We start from the raw sequence: 19,834 nt of genomic DNA on the forward strand, positions 1-19,834 counted from the left end.
AAGCTGCTTTCTCACACATTGGGTATTTTTGCCAACTTTAAACAAGGTAAAAAACAACGCGACTGGCTTCAACAAACGCTCGTTATTGGGTGTTAAAGTTGAGCATCGCGTAAATTAAGGTATTACGTGGCAGCTTACTGTTATCACGTATCCTGTTTCAGGAACAGTTGAAAATACCGCACGATGTATTGACAAAAGATTTACCAACGAAAATAGCTGACTTGCGCCTGGAGCAATTTGAAATTAATCAGGAGCGAGATCGACTCTGTCAAGGGAATAACTATTTCAATAACTTATTGATTAATAATCGTAATCAAATTAAAAATGCATCCAATGAAATGGTGGATGAAGTCCATAATGCTATCAACCAGATCCTGGAAGTTCATTGTGAGCTTTTAGAGCAGCTCAATAATCAGTTGGGAAATCAGATTACTTATGCCATTAACTTGCAAATGGATCAGCAACAGTTATTGGATGTTTCTGAATCACTGGAGCAAACTCTTGTCCAGCAAATTTTTTGGGTTAACAGTAACAAACCCATGAACGTGGCATGGTTAAAATCCTTGCCTGAACTAGTTCAAGAAGAACTGAGTCATCTGGATATTCGTTTAACGCTTACCGGACTGATTACGGGGCTAAAAAACTCTATTCATTTTGTCATTCCTCTTGTGTTAGTTGGTCTGTTTTTACGTTGGCAAACCAAAGGCATTAACGAACAATTGAAAAAAATAGCGGGCGAAGTAGGGCAGTTTCGCCGTGACAGTCAACTGCATACCCCATTGGCCCTCATACTGACATTAATAAAAACTTTGCCACTCGCTTTTATCGTGTTGGCGATAGGTTATTGGTATTCGAAATCAGGTGATGATTTTGGGGATTTGATTTGGGGATTCTCCCGTCAGTTGGCGCTTTTTTGGATTATGTATAGTTGCAGTTACCAGATCCTGGTAAAAGGTGGGATTGGAGAGCAACATTTTTCTCTGGACAGTACGGTTTGTCATTTATTCCGCAAAAATCTTGTTCGCCTGTCGATGACATTACTGCCTATTTTGTTCTGGATAACATTGGGGGCTAAATATCCTTTGCGGCTGTCTGATGATGTGATTGGACAGTGTACGGTATTGATCTGCTTGTTCTTTGTTTTTCTATTTATTTTTCCATTCTGTCGTTATGTATGGCGTGAAAAGAGTTCACATATGATCCGTACTATCGTAGTGACAATATTAACTTTTGCTCCGTTGGTTCTGATGGTGTTGATGATATCGGGTTATTTCTATACAACTTTACGTCTGGCAGAACGTTGGCTCTATAGTTTGTATTTACTGTTTCTCTGGCATATCAGTTATCAAGCCTGTCTGCGAGGATTGGGAATTGCGGCGCGTCGCATTGCTTATCGGCGTGCTGTTGCTCGTCGCCAGTCCCTCACGAAAGAAGGGGGAGAAGGCGAAATGACGGAAGAACCGCCAATGGCTTTAGATCGCATTAATCAGCAATCATTGCGTTTAACTACCATGGTGCTATTTTTGATCTTTTTAGGTGCATTTTATTGGATTTGGTCTGATCTGGTGACGGTATTTTCTTATCTTGATGGGATCAACTTGTGGCAATACAGCACGACAACAGAGCTGGGCAACGTCCTGAATCACGTGACCTTGAAAGATTTGGTACTTTCAATAGCGATGTTGGTCATTTCTTGGGTCATGATGAGAAACTTGCCAGGGCTGCTGGAAGTGTTGGTGTTATCCCGCTTGCAGTTGCAACAAGGTTCTTCGTATGCCATTAAAACGACATTGACTTACTTAATTATTGGTATTGGTGGAATTACAGCGTTAGGAACATTGGGTGTTTCGTGGAATAAATTACAATGGTTGGCGGCGGCACTCTCAGTCGGTTTAGGCTTTGGTTTGCAGGAAATTTTCGCTAACTTTGTTTCGGGTTTGATTATTTTGTTCGAACGCCCTGTTCGAATTGGCGATACAGTAACGATAGGAAATTATTCCGGTTCTGTTAGTAAAATCCGTATTCGGGCGACGACGATTACAGACTTTGACCGCAAGGAGGTGATTATCCCTAATCGGGCATTTGTGACAGAACGTCTGATAAACTGGACACTTTCCGATACCATCACGCGGATTATTATTAAGGTTGGTGTCGCATATGGCTCTGATCTTGATAAGGTCAAAGAGGTTTTGTTAAAAGCAGCAAGTGAAAACGCCCGCGTAATGAGTGAGCCAGGGCCACAAGTCTACTTTATGAATTTTGGCAACAGTACACTGGATCATGAATTGCGGCTTTATGTCCGAGAATTGGGTGATCGTAGCCGTACTGTAGACGAAGTTAACCGCAGTATTGATAAATTATGTCGGGAAAACGACATCAATATTGCATTTAATCAGCTAGAAGTTTACTTACACAATGGACAGGGAGATAGTTTGCAAGAAGTACAGAAGCCAATCGCCAGATAAATGAGGAGTGGGCCTAGTCTTCAGATTGCTGGGTTTGCTTTTTCAATTTCCCCTGAAGATCGTGTTTGACGATTTCTAGTGCTGCCAGTGCGATAGCAGGGGAAATCTCGTTACATTCAAGCAGATAAATAAGATCTACTGCGAGTTGTACTTCAGGTGGCGCTTGTTCCAGAGCCATAGCTACTGTTTCCTTTGTGATTAATCAGAATGCTCTTGTTTTTCTATCGCCTTCTCGATTCGCATTAATGCTTGACGGCAGCGGGCGAGCCTACCAGCTAACGCTGCAATTTCTTTTTGCAGTTTGTGCTTATTGGCCAGTGTAGTTTGTTTATTTAACTGTAATTCACGGTCATCAACCATTGCCATTAAACGGCGTTCATAATCTTGATGTTCTGCCAGACGTTGATAAAGATCTTGTTTTTGTGATCGGCGCTCAAATTTATCCTCCTGCTTTCGTAGATCTTTGGTTGATAATTCGCGTTTAAGTGCCTCTATTTGTGTTACTAAACGCTCGGCAAGGAATTTCACTTGTTCAATACGATAATCGCTTACACAGGATTTCAATTGTTCCAGGTTCTGTCTGATCTCTTGCAGGTATCCACCGAGTTTATTGCTGCGGTGGTGAAACAACACTTGATCAAAACGGGCAGTGGAAAAAGGGGTATCAGGCAGCAAAGCAAGCTCTTTTTCCAGGGTACTGACTTGTTTTTCAAGTGTACTTAATAAATTTTGTATGCCCATTAGCATCTCATTATCATTAATAATCTATCTGTTAAAGCCCTTTCATTGGCTTGGCAGTTGCTTTTTTTCGGCAGTTTGAATAGATTTTACCGTTTTCTTTTTAAATCTGGCTGGCATCAATTATGACCGCTAATGCACAACAACTGCAATTAATTAAAGATAGTATCGAAACCATCCCTGATTATCCAAAGGAGGGAATACTTTTTCGTGACATTACGACATTGCTTGATAATCCAGAGGCTTACCAAGCTACGATAGATTTATTGGTAGCTCGTTATCAGAATACAGGCATCACGAAAATTGTTGGTACTGAAGCACGTGGTTTCTTATTCGGAGCACCTGTTGCACTGCGATTGGGGGTTGGTTTCATCCCCGTTCGTAAAAAAGGTAAATTACCGCGTGAAACGTTGAGCGAAACTTACGATCTGGAATATGGTACAGATACACTGGAAATCCATAAAAGCAGCATCAAGGAAGGGGATAAGGTGCTGGTTATTGATGATCTGCTTGCAACGGGAGGCACCATTGATGCGACGGTTCGCCTGATTCGTCGTCTGGGAGGGCAAGTTTCCGAAGCGGCATTCGTTATTGGATTGCCAGATTTAGGTGGTGTTGAACGTTTGAAAAAACAAGGTGTTGACAGCTACACTCTCGTTGAATTCCCCGGTCACTGATTATTCTGTTTTTTGCATTATTGATACATCAGCCTCGCCGTTAATGGTGAGGCTGTGCTAGCATGTTAGTCAGTCATGTTCAATTTCCTCGGTATTCATGAGCTATCAGGTACTTGCCCGTAAGTGGCGCCCACAAATATTTTCTGATGTGATTGGTCAACAACATGTGTTGACTGCATTGGCGAATGGTCTTGAGCACCAACGCCTTCATCACGCTTATCTTTTTTCCGGCACTCGTGGCGTGGGAAAAACCACTATTGCACGTCTGTTGGCAAAAGGACTGAATTGCGAAACGGGTATAACTAAGACTCCATGTGGTCAGTGTACCAATTGTCTTGAAATTGAGCAGGGGCGGTTTGTGGATCTGATTGAGATCGACGCTGCTTCCCGAACAAAAGTAGAAGATACCCGCGAGTTGTTGGACAACGTCCAGTATGCGCCTGCCAGAGGTCGTTTCAAAGTTTACCTTATTGATGAAGTTCACATGCTTTCTCGCCATAGTTTCAATGCATTGTTGAAGACATTGGAAGAACCACCAGAACATGTGAAATTCCTTCTGGCAACAACAGATCCACAGAAACTGCCAGTGACTATTCTTTCACGCTGTTTGCAATTCCATTTGAAAACACTCGATGTGGATCAAATCAGTAGCCAATTGGAACATATCCTTAATGCAGAGCAGATAGAAAGTGATGCTCGTGCCCGTCAGCTACTTGCCCGTGCAGCAGATGGCAGTATGCGTGATGCCTTGAGTTTAACGGATCAAGCTATTGCTCTTGGTAGCGGGAAGCTGACATCAGATATTGTTAGCCAGATGCTGGGAACGCTGGATGATGACCAACCATTGGCGATGATTGAATCGCTAGTGCGTGCAGATGGCCAACAAATGATGGCATTGGTGGAACAAGTGGCAACTCGTGGTGTCGATTGGGAAAATTTGCTGGTTGAAACATTGTCGCTGTTGCATCGGATTGCCATGCTCCAGCTATTGCCTCAGCAACCTGAAAGTGAGCCTTCTTCAACGGAAGGGCGGTTGCGTTTGTTGGCAAGAGCAATATCCCCGACGGATTTGCAGCTTTATTATCAAGCGTTACTGGTAGGGCGCAAGGAGCTTCCTTATGCACCAGAACGACGGATGGGGGTGGAAATGGCGTTATTGCGCGCCCTGGCTTTTCATCCCAAAACAGTCATTGAGGAAATATTACCACCTGCTGCGGAAAACGCTGTAGCACCACCTTCGGCCCAGCTATCTGCAAAGCAGTTGACGTCAAATAAAGAAGAAAATGAGCGTCCTGAGCAGACAATATCCCAATCGATAGGCAGTGAATCGCCTATTGCAAACAGTCCTACAGCGAAGCTATTGCAAGCAAGAAGTTCGCTGACGCGTCAAGGAAATACGCCACTAAAAAAGCCTGAGCCGGCAGAGTCTGCGAAGGCGAAGCCGGCAAGTTCGGCGTTGGAGAGATTAGTGGCGGTGGCAGAACAACGGTCTCAATCTCATCCCCCTAAAACACGGGAGTCTAAGCCGGTTAATTCGGTAAAAAAAGAAGCTTATCGCTGGCGGGCAACGAATAGTGGGGAAGAGAAACAGCGCCCGACTGCGACGCCAAAAGCGATCAAAGCCGCTTTGGAGCACGAGAAAACAGCAGAGTTGGCGGAAAAGCTGGCTATTGAATCGAAACAAAGGGACCCATGGGCTGCGGAAATTGATAAACTGCATATTCCCAAATTGGTTCAACAGGTAGCACTGAATGCTTTTAAAGAACAGATTGATGAAAATCGTCTTTGTTTGCATTTACGTTCAAAGCAGCGTCACCTTAATTCAGCATCGGCTCAGAAAGCGTTGACTGAAGCATTAAGTGAATTGCATGGAAAACCTATTGAACTCAATATCATTGAAGATGATAATCCTGCGGTAAAAACGCCTCTGGAGTGGCGACAAGCCATTTATGAAGAAAAATTGGCACAAGCGCGTCAATCCATTATTTCGGATAAAACGATTCAAACACTTCAGCAACTATTCGATGCAGAATTGGATGAAGAAAGTATCCGGCCTGTTTAACTGCCGCAGTGTATTTTATGCTGTGGCGATAGCGAAGAGAGAAAATTATGTTTGGTAAAGGTGGTTTGGGCAATTTGATGAAACAAGCCCAGCAGATGCAAGAAAAAATGCAGAAAATGCAGGAAGAAATTGCAAATCTGGAAGTGACAGGCGAATCTGGCGCAGGCTTGGTAAAAATCACTATTAATGGTGCACATAACTGCCGCCGGGTTGAAATTGATCCAAGTTTAATGGACGATGATAAAGACATGCTGGAAGATCTGATTGCAGCGGCATTCAATGATGCAGCTCGCCGTATTGAAGAAACCCAGAAAGAAAAAATGGCCAGTGTTTCCAGTGGAATGCAGTTACCACCTGGATTTAAGATGCCATTCTAATGCAAACCAGTCCTCTTCTTGAATCTCTGATGGAAGCCCTGCGCTGTTTGCCCGGCGTAGGCCCAAAATCTGCACAGCGGATGGCATTTCATCTATTGCAGAGAGATCGCAGTGGTGGGATGCGATTGGCCCAGGCACTGACACGAGCGATGTCTGAAATTGGTCACTGTCAGGATTGTCGGACATTCACGGAACAGGAACAGTGCACGATTTGCGCTAATCCCCGTCGTCAGCAGAATGGTCAGATTTGTGTAGTGGAAAGTCCCGCAGATATTCATGCCGTCGAACAAACGGGGCAGTTTGCGGGACGTTATTTTGTCCTGATGGGGCATTTATCGCCACTGGATGGTATCGGGCCAATGGATATTGGTTTAGATCGTTTAGAAGAACGTTTATCTTCTGAAACCTTGTCAGAAATCATTCTGGCAACTAATCCAACTGTCGAAGGAGAGGCAACGGCAAACTATATTGCAGAAATGTGTTCTCAATATGGTGTGACAGCCAGCCGAATTGCTCACGGTGTCCCTGTGGGTGGAGAGCTTGAAATGGTGGATGGCACAACACTGTCTCATTCGCTGGCTGGCCGGCAGAAAATCACGAATTTGTGATTCTTTCCCCAATTAGTAGGTGATTTTAATGGATGGTGTTGTTGATTATGCCGCCATCCATCGCTGACTTACCCGTTTATCAAACTAATTTTACATTCTTATTGCTATCTTAACTTGAAACTCTCCATATCTATCCCCATTTGATTACCATCGTCCGATTTTACATATCTGAACTGGATTTAGATTGAGGTAATAAATGAGCATGAAAGATCAGGAAACCCGTGGATTTCAGTCTGAAGTCAAACAACTGTTGCAATTGATGATCCACTCTCTCTATTCCAATAAAGAAATTTTTCTTCGTGAACTAATTTCAAACGCATCTGATGCGGCTGACAAATTGCGCTTCCGAGCATTGTCTGCCCCTGAGCTGTATGAAAATGATGGTGAATTGCGTGTTCGTCTGGCTCTTGATAAAGAACAGAAAACTATCACCATCAGCGATAACGGTATCGGTATGTCCCGTGATGAAGTGATCAATAATCTGGGAACGATTGCAAAATCTGGTACTAAAGCATTTCTTGAGTCCATTGGTTCTGATCAAGCAAAAGATAGCCAATTGATTGGTCAATTCGGTGTAGGTTTCTACTCTGCCTTTATCGTCGCTGACAAAGTCACCGTACGTACTCGTGCAGCAGGAGCACCCGCTGAACAAGGCGTATTCTGGGAGTCAACAGGAGAAGGTGACTACACTGTTGCTGATATTGAAAAAGCCGATCGTGGTACAGAAATTACCCTGCATCTACGAGATGGGGAAAGCGAATTTCTCAATGACTGGCGTCTGCGTTCTATCATTGGTAAATATTCAGATCATATTGCCTTGCCAGTTGAAATTGAAACCCAAACTAAAAACGAAGAAGACGATTCAGTTACCGTTACATGGGAAAAAATCAACAAAGCCCAAGCCTTGTGGACTCGTAATAAAGCTGAAATCAGTGATGAAGAGTACCAAGAGTTTTATAAGCACATCTCCCATGACTTTACTGACTCTTTGATTTGGAGTCATAACCGCGTTGAAGGTAAGCAGGAATACACCAGCTTGCTATACATCCCTTCCCAGGCACCGTGGGATATGTGGAACCGCGAACATAAACATGGCCTGAAACTATACGTACAGCGTGTCTTCATTATGGATGAAGCTGAACAGTTCATGCCAAATTACCTGCGTTTTGTCCGTGGTCTGATCGATTCCAACGATCTGCCATTGAACGTTTCCCGTGAAATTTTGCAAGATAGTTCAATCACACGTAATCTGCGCAGCGCGCTGACTAAACGTGTATTGCAAATGTTGGATAAGCTGGCAAAAGACGATGCAGAAAAATATCAGACCTTCTGGCAGCAGTTCGGCCTGGTGATGAAAGAAGGTCCAGCCGAAGATGGCGCAAACAAAGAAGCTATTGCTAAGTTACTGCGCTTTGCTACGACTCATAGTGACAGCTCCGCTCAAACCGTTTCTCTGGAAGATTACGTTGGCCGCATGGCAGAAGGGCAGGAGAAGATTTATTACATTACTGCGGATAGCTATGCCGCAGCGAAGAATAGCCCACACCTGGAGCTGTTCCGTAAGAAAGGCATTGAAGTTCTGTTGCTGTCTGACCGCATTGATGAATGGATGATGAGCTACCTGACTGAATTTGATGGTAAATCATTCCAATCTGTCAGCAAGGCGGATGAATCCCTCGATAAACTGGCGGATGAAAACAAGGCTGAGCAAGAAGAAGCAGACAAAAAACTGGAGCCATTTGTTGAGCGCGTGAAAACTCTGCTAGGTGAACGCGTGAAAGATGTGAAACTAACTCATCGTCTGACCGATACCCCAGCTATTGTAACAACCGATGCTAATGCGATGAGCACCCAAATGGCGAAGCTATTTGCGGCAGCGGGCCAGTCTGCACCAGAAGTCAGTTATAACTTTGAGCTGAATCCAGAACATCTTCTGGTCAAAAAAGCGGCTGACATTGATGATGACGCTCAATTTGCTGATTGGGTAGAGTTGCTGTTGGATCAAGCGTTATTTGCTGAACGTGGCACATTGGATGATCCAAACCAGTTTATTCGTCGTATGAATCAATTATTATTAGCTGAAAAAGCTTAAACTTATTGAGATAATGATAAAAACCACGCTTCAACACAAATGGAGCGTGGTTTATTTTTTAGTTAATGCGGAAACGTTTACCTGTTTTCTTGAGCCATCCCCCATTCAAATGGTATGGTGGTACGTTTTCTCTAAAATATGAAAAGCAAATAGCAAGGGGATTTACGCAATGCGTATTATTCTACTGGGCGCGCCAGGCGCCGGTAAGGGGACTCAGGCACAGTTTATCATGGAGAAATATGGGATCCCCCAAATTTCTACAGGTGACATGCTGCGTGCTGCGGTAAAAGCGGGCACCGAATTGGGTTTGCAAGCAAAAGAGCTGATGGATAATGGTAAGCTGGTAACTGATGAGCTGGTCATTGCATTGGTTAAAGAGCGCATCAAACAAGATGATTGTCATAATGGCTTCTTGTTGGATGGGTTCCCACGCACGATTCCTCAGGCCGATGCCATGAAAGACGCTGGTATCGAGGTTGACTATGTGTTGGAATTTGACGTTCCTGATGAAATCATCGTTGAACGTATTATTGGCCGTCGTGTACATGCGCCATCCGGTCGTGTTTACCACATCAAATTCAATCCACCAAAAGTGGAAAACAAAGATGATGTGACAGGCGAAGAGCTGACTATCCGTAAAGATGATCAGGAAGATACGGTCCGTAAACGTCTGGTTGAATACCACGCCCAAACTGCACCTCTGGTTTCTTACTATCAGCAAGAAGCACAGGCCGGTAACACAAAATACTTCAAACTTGATGGCACTCGTCAAGTAGCGGAAGTTAGCGCGGAGCTGGCTAATATTCTGGGCTAATGATTTCGAGCTCTCTTGAATTGTTATAACAGGCGGTTTTCATACCGCCTGACTTTTTTTGTCGTTCACGCTACCTTAGAGAAATTTACTCCATGAAATGTTACATGTAACTATCATTCATGTTTTATACTAGATTGTCAGTCATTTTAATGGAGCTCTGAGGAATGAGTAGCAAGAAGTATGGTGTCCTATTAGTGAATCTCGGTACACCTGATGCACCAACACCAGCAGCAATAAGATGTTATCTGGCAAAATTTCTGAGTGACAGAAGGGTGGTTGATATCCCGCCATTTATTTGGAAACCTATCTTAAATGGTTTTATTCTTCCTTTCCGTGCTGCTCGAATTGCTAAGCTTTACCAAGAAATTTGGATGGAAGAAGGTTCTCCTTTATTAGTTTATAGTCGTCGTCAGCAGAAATTACTGGGTGAGGGGTTGGCAGATATCCCTGTTGCTTTGGGAATGACTTACGGCTCCCCTTCTTTATCTCAGGCCGTAGAGAGTTTGTTACAACAGGGTATTGAGGCTCTCATTATACTGCCACTTTATCCTCAATATTCCAGTACAACTTCGGCAGCGGTTTTTGACAGGATCAGTAAAATATTGCGGGAGTACCGGACAATTCCTACCCTGCATTTTGTTCGTAGTTATGCCACACATCCTGCTTATATTGCAGCACTAAAGGAAACCATTGAGCAGAGTTTTGAAAAACATGGTCAGCCTGATCGGTTAATTATTTCTTATCATGGTATTCCTGAACGTCTGGTAAAGATGGGAGATATTTATCCACAGGATTGTCAGGCGACAACTGATCTGTTGAGTCAGGCACTGGATTACCCCGCAGATAAAATGATGATGACATATCAGTCGCGTTTTGGTTGTTTACCGTGGTTATCGCCTTATACAGATAAAACCATGGCATCGTTACCCAGCCAAGGTGTGGAACATGTTCAAGTGATATGTCCGGGGTTTGCGGCAGATTGTTTGGAAACGTTGGAAGAGATTAAGCAACAGAATAAAGTTATCTTTTTAGAAGCTGGTGGGAAAAAGTTTGAATATATCTCTGCACTTAATGATAATAAAGTCCACATTTCTTTGCTTGAACAGTTGATAAGTAATGTCATGAAATAACATGCAATTGCTTATTATGAGACATTATCACACATGATGAACAGCAGACATTGATCGTCGTATGATTTTAAGGATATGGTTTTTTAACCAATGAATACGATAAGCGAGAGAAAGGGCTTGCATATCAATGAAAAGCATAATTATTTAGATTGGATATATAGATAATGAGTAATAAACCTATTAAACACCCTGATTTTTATGAAGAACATGCAAACTACTATCCTCCAGCGCGGGAGGATGAAATTGATTTGTTTGAACTATTCTCTGTCCTCTTCCAATCAAAATATTTGATCATTGCAGTATCTTTCGTTTTTGCAATTATTGGTTTCGGTATCGCATCATTTTTACCACAAAAATGGACCAGTACAGCGGCTGTAGTAAAACCAGGGCTGGAGGAGTTTCAGCCATTGAAGAATGCATTAACGGATTTACATGTTCTGAGTATAGATCCCAAAGTCACAGAAGGATCACTGTATAAACGGTTTATTGAAAATTATAACTCACGTGTATTGAGTGAAGAATATTTGGTTAATACCGATTACTTCAAGACATTGCTTGCTAAGAACCAAAATAGTTCTGAGCAGGAAAAAAGAAAACTAATCGAGAAAATTGTTAATAAAAACATTGTCATATCTTTACCCAAAAAAGAGAAGGATGATGAAATTGTCGATGAAGCCAAACTCTCTTTCAGTGCTGACAATGCAAAAGATGCTTACAATCTATTAAGTGGCTATATCAATTTCGTCTCTTCGGTGGTTCGCGATCAAGTGAAAGAGGAGCTGAGTGATATGGTTCATGAGAAACTGGAATACTCGCAAAAGCTTTATGCACTTGATTTGGAACGTATCGCTAATATGCGCAGCGTAGATATTGAGCGATTGAAGTATGCGATTTCTCTTGCTAATTCTGCCGGAATTAAAAAACCAGTATCGAATGGTGGAGCTATGATCAAGGATGACCCGGATTATTCGATTGCACTGGGTTCTGATGCACTGCAACGTAAGTTACAGATTACTGAAGAAGTCACTGATCCAACTAAAATTGATGCAGACCTGCGTAACCGTCAGTTGTATATCAAAAATCTGGAAAAAGTGAATGTGAATACTGTTGATTTTGTGCCTTTCAAGTTTATGCAGAAACCTTATGAACCAACTGTAAAAGATTCACCTAAGCGTTTGCTGATTTTGATTGGAGCTGGCTTTATTGGATTTATTTTATCCATCATGTATGTACTGTTGCGCCACATGGTACGTAGTCGCCAGAAACAAGAGGCTTAATATTATCTATACCAATCTAACTTCAAGATGTGTGTGATTTCATATAGTGTTGTAAATTGCAACTTGAAGTTTAATGCATACATGTTTCGGCAGCCAATGTTGTGAAATAACATTGGCTGTCTTCATTTTTGTCGCTGCATTTTTTGTTTCTCTTCGGTATTGTGAAACACTATATTATGCTAACATGCCGCATATTTTAGCTCTGCCGCAACAATTAATTATGAAATTCCCTGGTAAACGTAAATCTAAACACTATTTTCCTGTCAGTTTAAGAGATCCTCTGCTCCAACCCATCAAAGAGATGATGGATACTGAAAATAATCAAGCCTACATTGTTGGCATTGACCAGACACTGGTTGATATTGAAGCCAAAGTTGATGAGGATTTTATCCAGCGTTATAACCTAAGCCAGGGACACTCGTTAGTCATTGAAGATGATGTAGCCGAGGCGCTTTACAAGGAACTGGCAGAGAAGAATCTCATCAGCCATGAATTTGCGGGTGGTACTATCGGCAATACTTTGCACAACTATTCTGTGCTGGCTGATGATAAATCCGTCCTGCTTGGCGCAATGTGTAATAACATCCAAATAGGAAGTTATGCATATTGTTATCTCTGCAATACATCCAGTCGTATGGATCTAAATCATCTTCAGGGAGTTGATGGCCCAATTGGCCGTTGTTTTACTTTAGTGACGGAAAATGGTGAAAGAACATTTGCGATCAGTCCGGGATTAATGAATCAGCTTCGTCCAGAAAGCATCCCTGAACATATTATTGCGGAAGCGTCAGCATTGGTGATCACAGCTTATTTGGTGCGTTGTAAACCGGGTGAGCCAATGCCAGAAGCAACAATGAAAGCCATTGAATATGCGAAGAAGTATAACGTACCTGTTGTATTAACATTAGGAACAAAATACGTCATTGCGGATGATCCACAATGGTGGCGCGATTTTCTGGCTGAAAATGTTTCTGTTGTTGCAATGAATGAAGATGAAGCTTGTGAATTAACCGGTTTCAGTGATCCTTTATTAGCGGCTGACATGGCGCTAAATTGGGTGGATTTGGTGTTATGTACCGCAGGGCCTGCTGGATTATATATGGCGGGTTACACTGAGGAAGAACAAAAGCGCCAAACATTGCATCCTTTGCTGCCTGGTGCGATTGCAGAATTTAACCGTTATGAATTCAGCCGGGCGATGCGTAAGGTGGATTGCCAAAACCCAATGCGGGTTTATTCCCATATTGAGCCCTATATGGGAGGGCCTGAAAAAATCATGAATACTAATGGTGCTGGGGATGGCGCGTTATCTGCATTGCTGCATGATATTACAGCCAACAGTTATCATCGCATGAATGTACCTAACTCCAGCAAACATGCGCGCTCTTATTTGACCTATTCTTCTTTGGCTCAGGTATGTAAGTACGCTAATAGAGTGAGTTATCAGGTATTGAGTCAGCATTCTCCGCGTTTAACCCGAGGGTTGCCGGAGAAAGAAGATAGCCTGGAAGAGTCTTACTGGGAACGCTGATTCTGCTAGTCTGGGGTTTTTATGGGAATATCCCACATTTGGGGATATTCCTTGACTCGTATATTATGTTGGAGATGAAGTCGCAGGTGAGTGTAATAATGGCGGCTCTATTGGACAACCCTCTTCATATTCAGGTAATGCATCAGCCATTGCCCGTGCTATTTCATGTTCACCGATGATAATGTGATTAGTGCCACGCTCTGTAATGTAAGTGACTTCATCATCATAATGAGCTCGAACAATGATATTGATATCTGGCCTGATTTCTCTGGCATTTGCAACGATCTCACCGGCTTCATAACCATTAGGGATTGTCAGGAATAAAATACAAGCGCAATCGAGCCTTGCCAGGGCCATGATCTCTTTATTGACGGCATTACCCATCACGGCACTGACACCCATTTCGCCTAACTCTTCAAACCGGGCGCGTGTATCTTCAATGACCACAACAGGAAAATTTTTTTCTTGTAAACGCTGACAAAGCTGATCTCCTACTCGGCCATATCCCACCACAATGGCATGACCACAAATATCGACCGGGATCTGGGTTTCTTCTTCCAGTGTTTCTTCGAGTAATTGTTCTTCAATGGTTTCTGTTTTTTCCAAATAGCGATCCAGTAAGCTAAATAGCACAGGATTCAGCATGATTGAAATGATAGCGCCAGCCAGCACAAGGTTACGGGCTTCACCATCCAGGAATCCCAACGTGACACCAAGCCCGGCGAGGATAAAGGCAAATTCACCAATTTGGGCGAGACTGGCTGAAATGGTTAGGGCCGTGCGTCGTGAGTGTCCAAACATTCTGACCAGTAGCAAAGCAGCTAATGACTTGCCAATGATAATAATGGCAAGGGTTCCTATAATCGCCAGAGGCTGTTGGAGTAAAACCATAGGGTCAAACAGCATACCAACAGAAACAAAGAACAGAACTGCGAAAGCATCCCTTAGTGGTAAAGTATCTTGCGCCGCCCGATGACTCAATTCTGACTCATTTAGTACCATGCCAGCGAAGAAGGCACCGAGGGCAAATGATGCATCAAATAGTGTCACTGCACCATAAGCAACACCTAACGCAATGGCAAGTACAGCCAGCGTGAAGAGTTCACGGGAGCCTGTCCCAGCGGTTTTCGCCAGTAACCAGGGTATGACACGCCGTCCGACGAAAATCATCAACAAAATAAAAGCAACGACTTTTCCAACAGTGAGAGAGATCTTTAACAACAATTGACCAATATTTGCGTTTTGACTGTCCATAATTCCTGCTGCTGCAGGAAGTAATACTAACGTTAGCACCATGGCCAGATCTTCAACAATTAGCCAACCAATGGCAATTTGTCCCCTTTGACTATCAATGAGCTGTCGTTCTTCTAATGCCCTGAGCAATACTACTGTGCTGGCGGTAGACAGGCAAAGACCAAATACTATGCCGCTGAGTAATCCCCAGCCGAGCAGCACTGATAACCCGGTACCTAATAAAGTTGCAACTGCAATTTGGGCGATAGCGCCAGGAATGGCAATTGATTTGACGGCTAACAAATCTTTAAGTGAAAAATGTAGACCGACACCAAACATCAGTAAGATCACGCCAATTTCTGACAGTTCTGGAGCTAAAGATGTATCGGCAACAAAACCAGGAGTGAAGGGACCCGCTAGTACACCTGCAACGAGGTATCCTACCAGAGGTGAAATTTTCAGGCGCTGTGCAAGCATGCCAAGCAGATAAGCAAGAACAAAACCGCCAACAATGGTCGTGATAAGAGGTGTCGAGTGCTCCATCAAGGCTCCTTCTGGGTAGCGAGTATATAAATTGTGTAGTTAGGTGAGGTAATAATATATTTTATAAATAATTAAAGATTACAAAAAATATATTGAGTGGCAAAAACGAGAATGATCTACATAAACATTATTTTAATGTAATTTTATGTAGATTTTGCCATCATTTACGCTAGTTTACAAAGAAGAATACTTTAATAATTATGGTGTTTATCCAGGGTATTCCTTGTGTTTTTCACGCGTTTTTTTCTAAATTTGGCAAAAACAGCGTGAAAATACCAAGAAGTGGCAGAAAAGCACAAATTTTGTAAACCAATTCTATACTGGTTTTATCTGCGACATAGCCAAGTACGGCAGCCCCAATGCCCCCCATACCAAAGGCTAGGCCAAAGAACAAACCGGCAATCATACCTGTTTTGCCGGGAATAAGCTCTTGAGCGTAGACTAAAATAGCAGAGAACGCAGAAGCCAATATTATACCAATAATAACCGTCAGTATGCTTGTCCAGAATAAAGAGGCATAAGGTAACAGCAGGGTAAAAGGTGCCACGCCAAGAATTGAACCCCAAATGACATATTTCCGACCTATCTTATCTCCAATCGGCCCGCCAATCAGGGTACCTGCCGCTACGGCAAATAAAAAGATAAATAGGTGGATTTGGGCATTTTGCACGGATAAACCAAATTTCTGTATCAGGTAAAAAGTATAGTAGCTACTGATACTGGTTAGGTAAAAATACTTGGAGAAAACCAGTAACAGAAGAATGGCAAAAGAATTTATAATAGTTTTTCTCGGCAGCTTTGGCAGGGCATTAGTACGAGAAGACAGGGGGGAGATAACCCGATGCTGCATCTTGTACCATTGGCTGACTTGCAAGAGGATTACGATAGCCAACAGTGCTGCCAGGGAAAACCAACCGACGTTCCCCTTGCCATAAGGCGCAATAAAAATGGCGGCTAACAGCGGACCTAATGAACTTCCTAAATTTCCCCCTACTTGAAATAAAGATTGCGCCAGACCATGACGTCCACCTGAAGCCATACGTGCGACTCGTGACGATTCGGGATGAAAAACGGATGATCCCGTACCAACCAATGCGGCAGCCATTAATATAATTGAAAAACTTTCAGCATAAGCTAGCAGAAGCAAACCAGATAGGGTAAATCCCATACCGATAGGCAATGAATAGGGTTGCGGATGTTTATCGGTATACAAACCGATAAGGGGTTGCAATAGAGATGCTGTTACCTGATAGGCTAGAGTTATCATCCCAACCTGAATAAAACTGAGAGTAAATTCAGATTGCAGCAGTGGATAAATCGCCAGAATCAACGATTGAATCATATCATTCAGCATATGAGATAAGCTGATGGCGCCGAGAATTGAAAAAACGGTGCGATGTTTTTTTGTTGGTGAAGTTGGAAACAAGGCTGTTTTACTTTTTTCACTCATATCTATTCGCTTATCAATGTCATTATCAATAAAGTTTATAGGGGGAAATTTTTAGGTTTGCTGAATTTCTGTTTAATTTTTACACCATAATACATCTTAGATAATTAACAAAATTTTTATTTATACCTATATAATTTGGGTGCAATATCAAAAAGGTGAAATCTTTTAAGCCGCGGTTTGAAAGGGATGAACCACTACCATCATATAACTAATAAGATTTTGAAATACATGGAGATACCCCATGAAACTATCGTTTAAAGCGTCAATTTGCGCCCTTGCAATTTCGCTGTCACTGGCACCGTTAATTGCAAACGCCTGGGAAAAAGATAAAACCTATGACATTACCATCTTGCATACTAATGACCATCATGGCCATTTCTGGCATAACGATTATGGTGAATATGGTTTGGCGGCTCAAAAAACGGTGGTAGATTCCATTCGTCAGGAGGTTGCCAAGAAAGGAGGTAGCGTATTGCTATTGTCAGGTGGTGACATTAACACCGGCGTACCAGAATCAGATATGCAAGATGCTGAACCAGATTTTAAGGGCATGAATCTGGTGGGATACGATGCGATGGCATTGGGGAACCATGAATTTGATAAGCCCTTAAATGTCTTGTTCCAACAACAAAAATGGGCAAACTTCCCATTTCTCTCTGCCAATATTTACCAAACCAGCACAGGCAAGCGCTTGTTTAAGCCATATGTTATTTTTGATAAGCAAGGCGTGAAAATAGCGGTTCTTGGCCTGACAACCGATGACACCGCGAAAATCGGTAATCCGGCTAATTTTCCGGATGTTGAATTCCGTGTTCCTGCTGAAGAAGCCAAAAAAGTTATTGAAGAGCTGAAAAAGAATGAAAAGCCGGACGTGATTATTGCAGCAACCCACATGGGGCACTATGACGATGGTCATCATGGTACGAATGCGCCGGGAGATGTTGAAATGGCACGTAGTTTGCCTGCGGGTTATTTGAATATGATTGTGGGGGGACACTCACAAGATCCGGTGTGTATGTCTGCGGAGAATAAAAACTATAAACAAGTGGATTATGTTCCGGGTACACCTTGTTCTCCTGATCGCCAAAATGGCACATGGATTGTTCAGGCTCACGAATGGGGGAAATATGTAGGTCGGGCTGATTTTCAATTCCGTAATGGTGAATTCAAGTTAGTTCATTATCAATTGATCCCGATTAACTTAAAGAAAAAAGTAACAAAAGAAGATGGCAGTACGGAACGTGTTTACTATACCCATGAAATTAAGCAAAATCCTGAAATGCTTAAGTTGCTGACACCTTATGAAGATAAGGGCAGCAAGATCCTTAATGTGAAAATAGGCTCAGTAGATAACAAATTAGAAGGTGATCGCAGTAAAGTACGTTTCGTGCAAACGAATATGGCACACCTTGTATTAGCTGCTCAGATGGAACGGACAAACGCTGATTTTGCAGTGATGAGCGGTGGTGGAATCCGTGACTCTATTGAAGCAGGGGATATTACTTACAAGGATGTCATGAAAGTTCATCCATTTGCTAACCAACTGGTTTATGTGGACTTCAAAGGTAGCGAAGTTTTGACCTATTTGACGGCTGTAGCAAATATGGAAAAGGATTCTGGCGCTTATGGTCAGTTCTATAATGTGAGCTTCGTGAAAGAGGGTAAGAATATCAGTGAGGTAAAAATTGGTGGTAAGCCATTAGATCCAAATAAAACTTACCGCATGGCGACGTTAAACTTTAACGCGATTGGCGGAGATGGTTATCCACGGATTGATAATTTGCTTGGTTATGTTGACACAGGGTTTGTCGATGCTGAGGTATTGAAAGGATATATTGAAAAACACTCTCCATTGAAATCTTCTGATTATGAACCGAAAGGTGAAATTCATATAAATAATAACAATTGAGCAATAGATTGCTGTTAGTTATTTGCATAAAAAGACCATCTGTTCTTGCAGATGGTCTTTTGCTTATTAGCAATAAGGCGTGTTATGCATAAATAAGAACGGTTGAAACTGAATAATAACTTAATGATTAAATAGCATGGTAATTAATGAATTGCTTTCTCCTTTGGTTGGTAATTTTTCAAGTCCATTTTTTTCATATAAGGTGATAATTTTTGAATTGTTTTCGCATTCCAAAATAGTTACTCTCCCTCCTATTAATTCTTGAGCTTTTTCAATGGTGACATTGATATGAAATAAAATGTCTCTAAGGCTTATTGGGTTTTTACGTAATGAAAAATTTTTAGCTATTTGACCAACTAAATAAACTTTTAGAGAATTGGCATTTTTACTGATACCGTTAAGTTTTTTTATCTTTGTCTTCGAAATGGCAAGATTATTTGTTGATATCTCCTTAAATGTTAAAGAAAAATAAGCCAATAATAATCCTTCTTTATCTAGAATTAAATAGGTTCTTGTTGCATCAGCTTGTTCAAATCTAATTGATTTTAAATGTAAAAATGATTCTACGTCATGATTAGGGGGACAAGAAAATGAGAGTAAATATTCTCTTGCTCTGTCACTACCAAAGGCCGCCAGAATTTTACTTAGAGTGAGAATTTTCGTTTTAATATCTCTATAGCCTCTTTTTGCTGTGCTTCAAAATCGATTGTCTCAAAATTATTTTCTCTTGGCTTCCTATTAGCCTTTCTAAGCATTTTAATTGCTTTTGGATCAGTGATAACAATGGGGCGGAAAAATGATGAAGTTGCCATTTTATGGTCATGATTCCAATTTATTGATAGTGACGAATGTTCAAATAATACCCAATGACTCTGTCATGCATTTCTATGGATTTTGAAAAAGATAAGGTCTTGCGAGTCAGTCTTGC

At 42.0% G+C, this 19,834-nt stretch carries 17 protein-coding genes and 2 pseudogenes; 12 read left to right on the plus strand and 7 right to left on the minus strand.

What is annotated here, in order from left to right; genetic code table 11:
- Both IQ211_RS20155 and mscK read left to right on the plus strand, forming a co-directional pair.
- Positions 1-96: pseudogene (locus tag IQ211_RS20155) on the plus strand (IS982 family transposase); the annotation flags it as partial.
- Between the two features lie 17 nt (positions 97-113).
- A pseudogene (gene mscK, locus IQ211_RS12430) lies at positions 114-2,465 on the plus strand (mechanosensitive channel MscK); the annotation flags it as partial.
- A gap of 13 nt (positions 2,466-2,478) precedes the next feature.
- Here mscK and rsmS read toward each other — a convergent pair.
- Together rsmS and priC are read right to left on the minus strand one after the other, a co-directional pair.
- Positions 2,479-2,643, minus strand: a complete 165-nt coding sequence (rsmS, locus tag IQ211_RS12435) for a pleiotropic regulatory protein RsmS (protein ID WP_189760488.1) — start codon at positions 2,641-2,643, stop codon at positions 2,479-2,481.
- 20 nt (positions 2,644-2,663) lie between these two features.
- The gene (gene priC / locus IQ211_RS12440) at positions 2,664-3,206 is read right to left on the minus strand and encodes a primosomal replication protein PriC (protein WP_189760487.1); all 543 of its coding nucleotides are present in this window, start codon (positions 3,204-3,206) and stop codon (positions 2,664-2,666) included.
- A gap of 122 nt (positions 3,207-3,328) precedes the next feature.
- Between priC and apt the strand changes: the two genes are divergently transcribed.
- From apt to IQ211_RS12485, 9 genes are all read left to right on the plus strand, one after another.
- A complete protein-coding gene (apt, locus tag IQ211_RS12445) occupies positions 3,329-3,880 on the plus strand; it encodes an adenine phosphoribosyltransferase (RefSeq protein ID WP_189760486.1) in 552 nt (183 codons plus the stop codon).
- Between the two features lie 97 nt (positions 3,881-3,977).
- Positions 3,978-5,942: a DNA polymerase III subunit gamma/tau gene (dnaX, locus tag IQ211_RS12450; RefSeq protein ID WP_189760485.1), complete on the plus strand. Its 1,965-nt coding sequence runs from the start codon at positions 3,978-3,980 to the stop codon at positions 5,940-5,942.
- Positions 5,943-5,989: 47 nt separating this feature from the next.
- A complete protein-coding gene (locus tag IQ211_RS12455; RefSeq protein WP_038219125.1) occupies positions 5,990-6,319 on the plus strand; it encodes a YbaB/EbfC family nucleoid-associated protein in 330 nt (109 codons plus the stop codon).
- Positions 6,319-6,927 (plus strand): recombination mediator RecR, encoded by a 609-nt coding sequence (gene recR, locus IQ211_RS12460; protein ID WP_189760484.1) that lies wholly within the window; start codon positions 6,319-6,321, stop codon positions 6,925-6,927. Before IQ211_RS12455 ends, recR begins: the two co-directional genes overlap by 1 nt.
- A gap of 202 nt (positions 6,928-7,129) precedes the next feature.
- Complete coding sequence (htpG, locus tag IQ211_RS12465) at positions 7,130-9,019, plus strand: molecular chaperone HtpG (protein WP_189760491.1); 1,890 nt, start codon at positions 7,130-7,132, stop codon at positions 9,017-9,019.
- Between the two features lie 169 nt (positions 9,020-9,188).
- Positions 9,189-9,833, plus strand: coding sequence for an adenylate kinase (gene adk, locus IQ211_RS12470; RefSeq protein WP_189760483.1), 645 nt, complete (start codon positions 9,189-9,191; stop codon positions 9,831-9,833).
- 164 nt (positions 9,834-9,997) lie between these two features.
- Entirely contained in the window at positions 9,998-10,963 is a 966-nt protein-coding gene (gene hemH, locus IQ211_RS12475; RefSeq protein WP_189760482.1) for a ferrochelatase, read from the plus strand.
- A gap of 164 nt (positions 10,964-11,127) precedes the next feature.
- Positions 11,128-12,240: an LPS O-antigen length regulator Wzz(fepE) gene (wzz(fepE), locus tag IQ211_RS12480; protein WP_189760481.1), complete on the plus strand. Its 1,113-nt coding sequence runs from the start codon at positions 11,128-11,130 to the stop codon at positions 12,238-12,240.
- Positions 12,241-12,460: 220 nt separating this feature from the next.
- Positions 12,461-13,771: an inosine/guanosine kinase gene (locus IQ211_RS12485; RefSeq protein WP_189760490.1), complete on the plus strand. Its 1,311-nt coding sequence runs from the start codon at positions 12,461-12,463 to the stop codon at positions 13,769-13,771.
- Between the two features lie 63 nt (positions 13,772-13,834).
- On the opposite strand, the gene ybaL is transcribed toward IQ211_RS12485, so the two are convergent.
- Complete coding sequence (gene ybaL / locus IQ211_RS12490; RefSeq protein WP_189760480.1) at positions 13,835-15,547, minus strand: YbaL family putative K(+) efflux transporter; 1,713 nt, start codon at positions 15,545-15,547, stop codon at positions 13,835-13,837.
- Between the two features lie 232 nt (positions 15,548-15,779).
- On the minus strand, positions 15,780-16,997 hold the full coding sequence (locus tag IQ211_RS12495) for an MFS transporter (protein ID WP_189760479.1): 1,218 nt from the start codon (positions 16,995-16,997) through the stop codon (positions 15,780-15,782).
- A 241-nt stretch (positions 16,998-17,238) separates the two neighbouring features.
- Between IQ211_RS12495 and ushA the strand changes: the two genes are divergently transcribed.
- On the plus strand, positions 17,239-18,906 hold the full coding sequence (gene ushA, locus IQ211_RS12500) for a bifunctional UDP-sugar hydrolase/5'-nucleotidase UshA (protein ID WP_189760478.1): 1,668 nt from the start codon (positions 17,239-17,241) through the stop codon (positions 18,904-18,906).
- Between the two features lie 120 nt (positions 18,907-19,026).
- On the opposite strand, the gene IQ211_RS12505 is transcribed toward ushA, so the two are convergent.
- The 3 genes from IQ211_RS12505 to IQ211_RS12515 form a co-directional block, all read right to left on the minus strand.
- Positions 19,027-19,383, minus strand: a complete 357-nt coding sequence (locus tag IQ211_RS12505; protein WP_223281781.1) for an acetyltransferase — start codon at positions 19,381-19,383, stop codon at positions 19,027-19,029.
- Positions 19,384-19,550: 167 nt separating this feature from the next.
- Positions 19,551-19,718, minus strand: coding sequence for a hypothetical protein (locus tag IQ211_RS12510; RefSeq protein ID WP_189760477.1), 168 nt, complete (start codon positions 19,716-19,718; stop codon positions 19,551-19,553).
- A 20-nt stretch (positions 19,719-19,738) separates the two neighbouring features.
- The coding region (locus IQ211_RS12515) for an IS1 family transposase (protein ID WP_228011592.1) at positions 19,739-19,834 on the minus strand (96 nt) is incomplete at its 5' end.

This window comes from Xenorhabdus griffiniae (assembly GCF_015163655.1).
Lineage (GTDB): Bacteria > Pseudomonadota > Gammaproteobacteria > Enterobacterales > Enterobacteriaceae > Xenorhabdus > Xenorhabdus griffiniae.

Bases quoted from the DNA above. Each gene is read 5' to 3' on its own strand.
- hemH (WP_189760482.1), top strand. From the start codon at position 9,998: ATGAGTAGCAAGAAGTATGGTGTCCTATTAGTGAATCTCGGTACACCT.
- IQ211_RS12495 (WP_189760479.1), bottom strand. From the start codon at position 16,997: ATGAGTGAAAAAAGTAAAACAGCCTTGTTTCCAACTTCACCAACAAAA.
- IQ211_RS12455 (WP_038219125.1), top strand. From the start codon at position 5,990: ATGTTTGGTAAAGGTGGTTTGGGCAATTTGATGAAACAAGCCCAGCAG.
- ushA (WP_189760478.1), top strand. From the start codon at position 17,239: ATGAAACTATCGTTTAAAGCGTCAATTTGCGCCCTTGCAATTTCGCTG.
- recR (WP_189760484.1), top strand. From the start codon at position 6,319: ATGCAAACCAGTCCTCTTCTTGAATCTCTGATGGAAGCCCTGCGCTGT.
- rsmS (WP_189760488.1), bottom strand. From the start codon at position 2,643: ATGGCTCTGGAACAAGCGCCACCTGAAGTACAACTCGCAGTAGATCTT.
- priC (WP_189760487.1), bottom strand. From the start codon at position 3,206: ATGGGCATACAAAATTTATTAAGTACACTTGAAAAACAAGTCAGTACC.
- IQ211_RS12485 (WP_189760490.1), top strand. From the start codon at position 12,461: ATGAAATTCCCTGGTAAACGTAAATCTAAACACTATTTTCCTGTCAGT.
- ybaL (WP_189760480.1), bottom strand. From the start codon at position 15,547: ATGGAGCACTCGACACCTCTTATCACGACCATTGTTGGCGGTTTTGTT.
- apt (WP_189760486.1), top strand. From the start codon at position 3,329: ATGACCGCTAATGCACAACAACTGCAATTAATTAAAGATAGTATCGAA.
- dnaX (WP_189760485.1), top strand. From the start codon at position 3,978: ATGAGCTATCAGGTACTTGCCCGTAAGTGGCGCCCACAAATATTTTCT.
- htpG (WP_189760491.1), top strand. From the start codon at position 7,130: ATGAAAGATCAGGAAACCCGTGGATTTCAGTCTGAAGTCAAACAACTG.
- adk (WP_189760483.1), top strand. From the start codon at position 9,189: ATGCGTATTATTCTACTGGGCGCGCCAGGCGCCGGTAAGGGGACTCAG.
- IQ211_RS12510 (WP_189760477.1), bottom strand. From the start codon at position 19,718: ATGGCAACTTCATCATTTTTCCGCCCCATTGTTATCACTGATCCAAAA.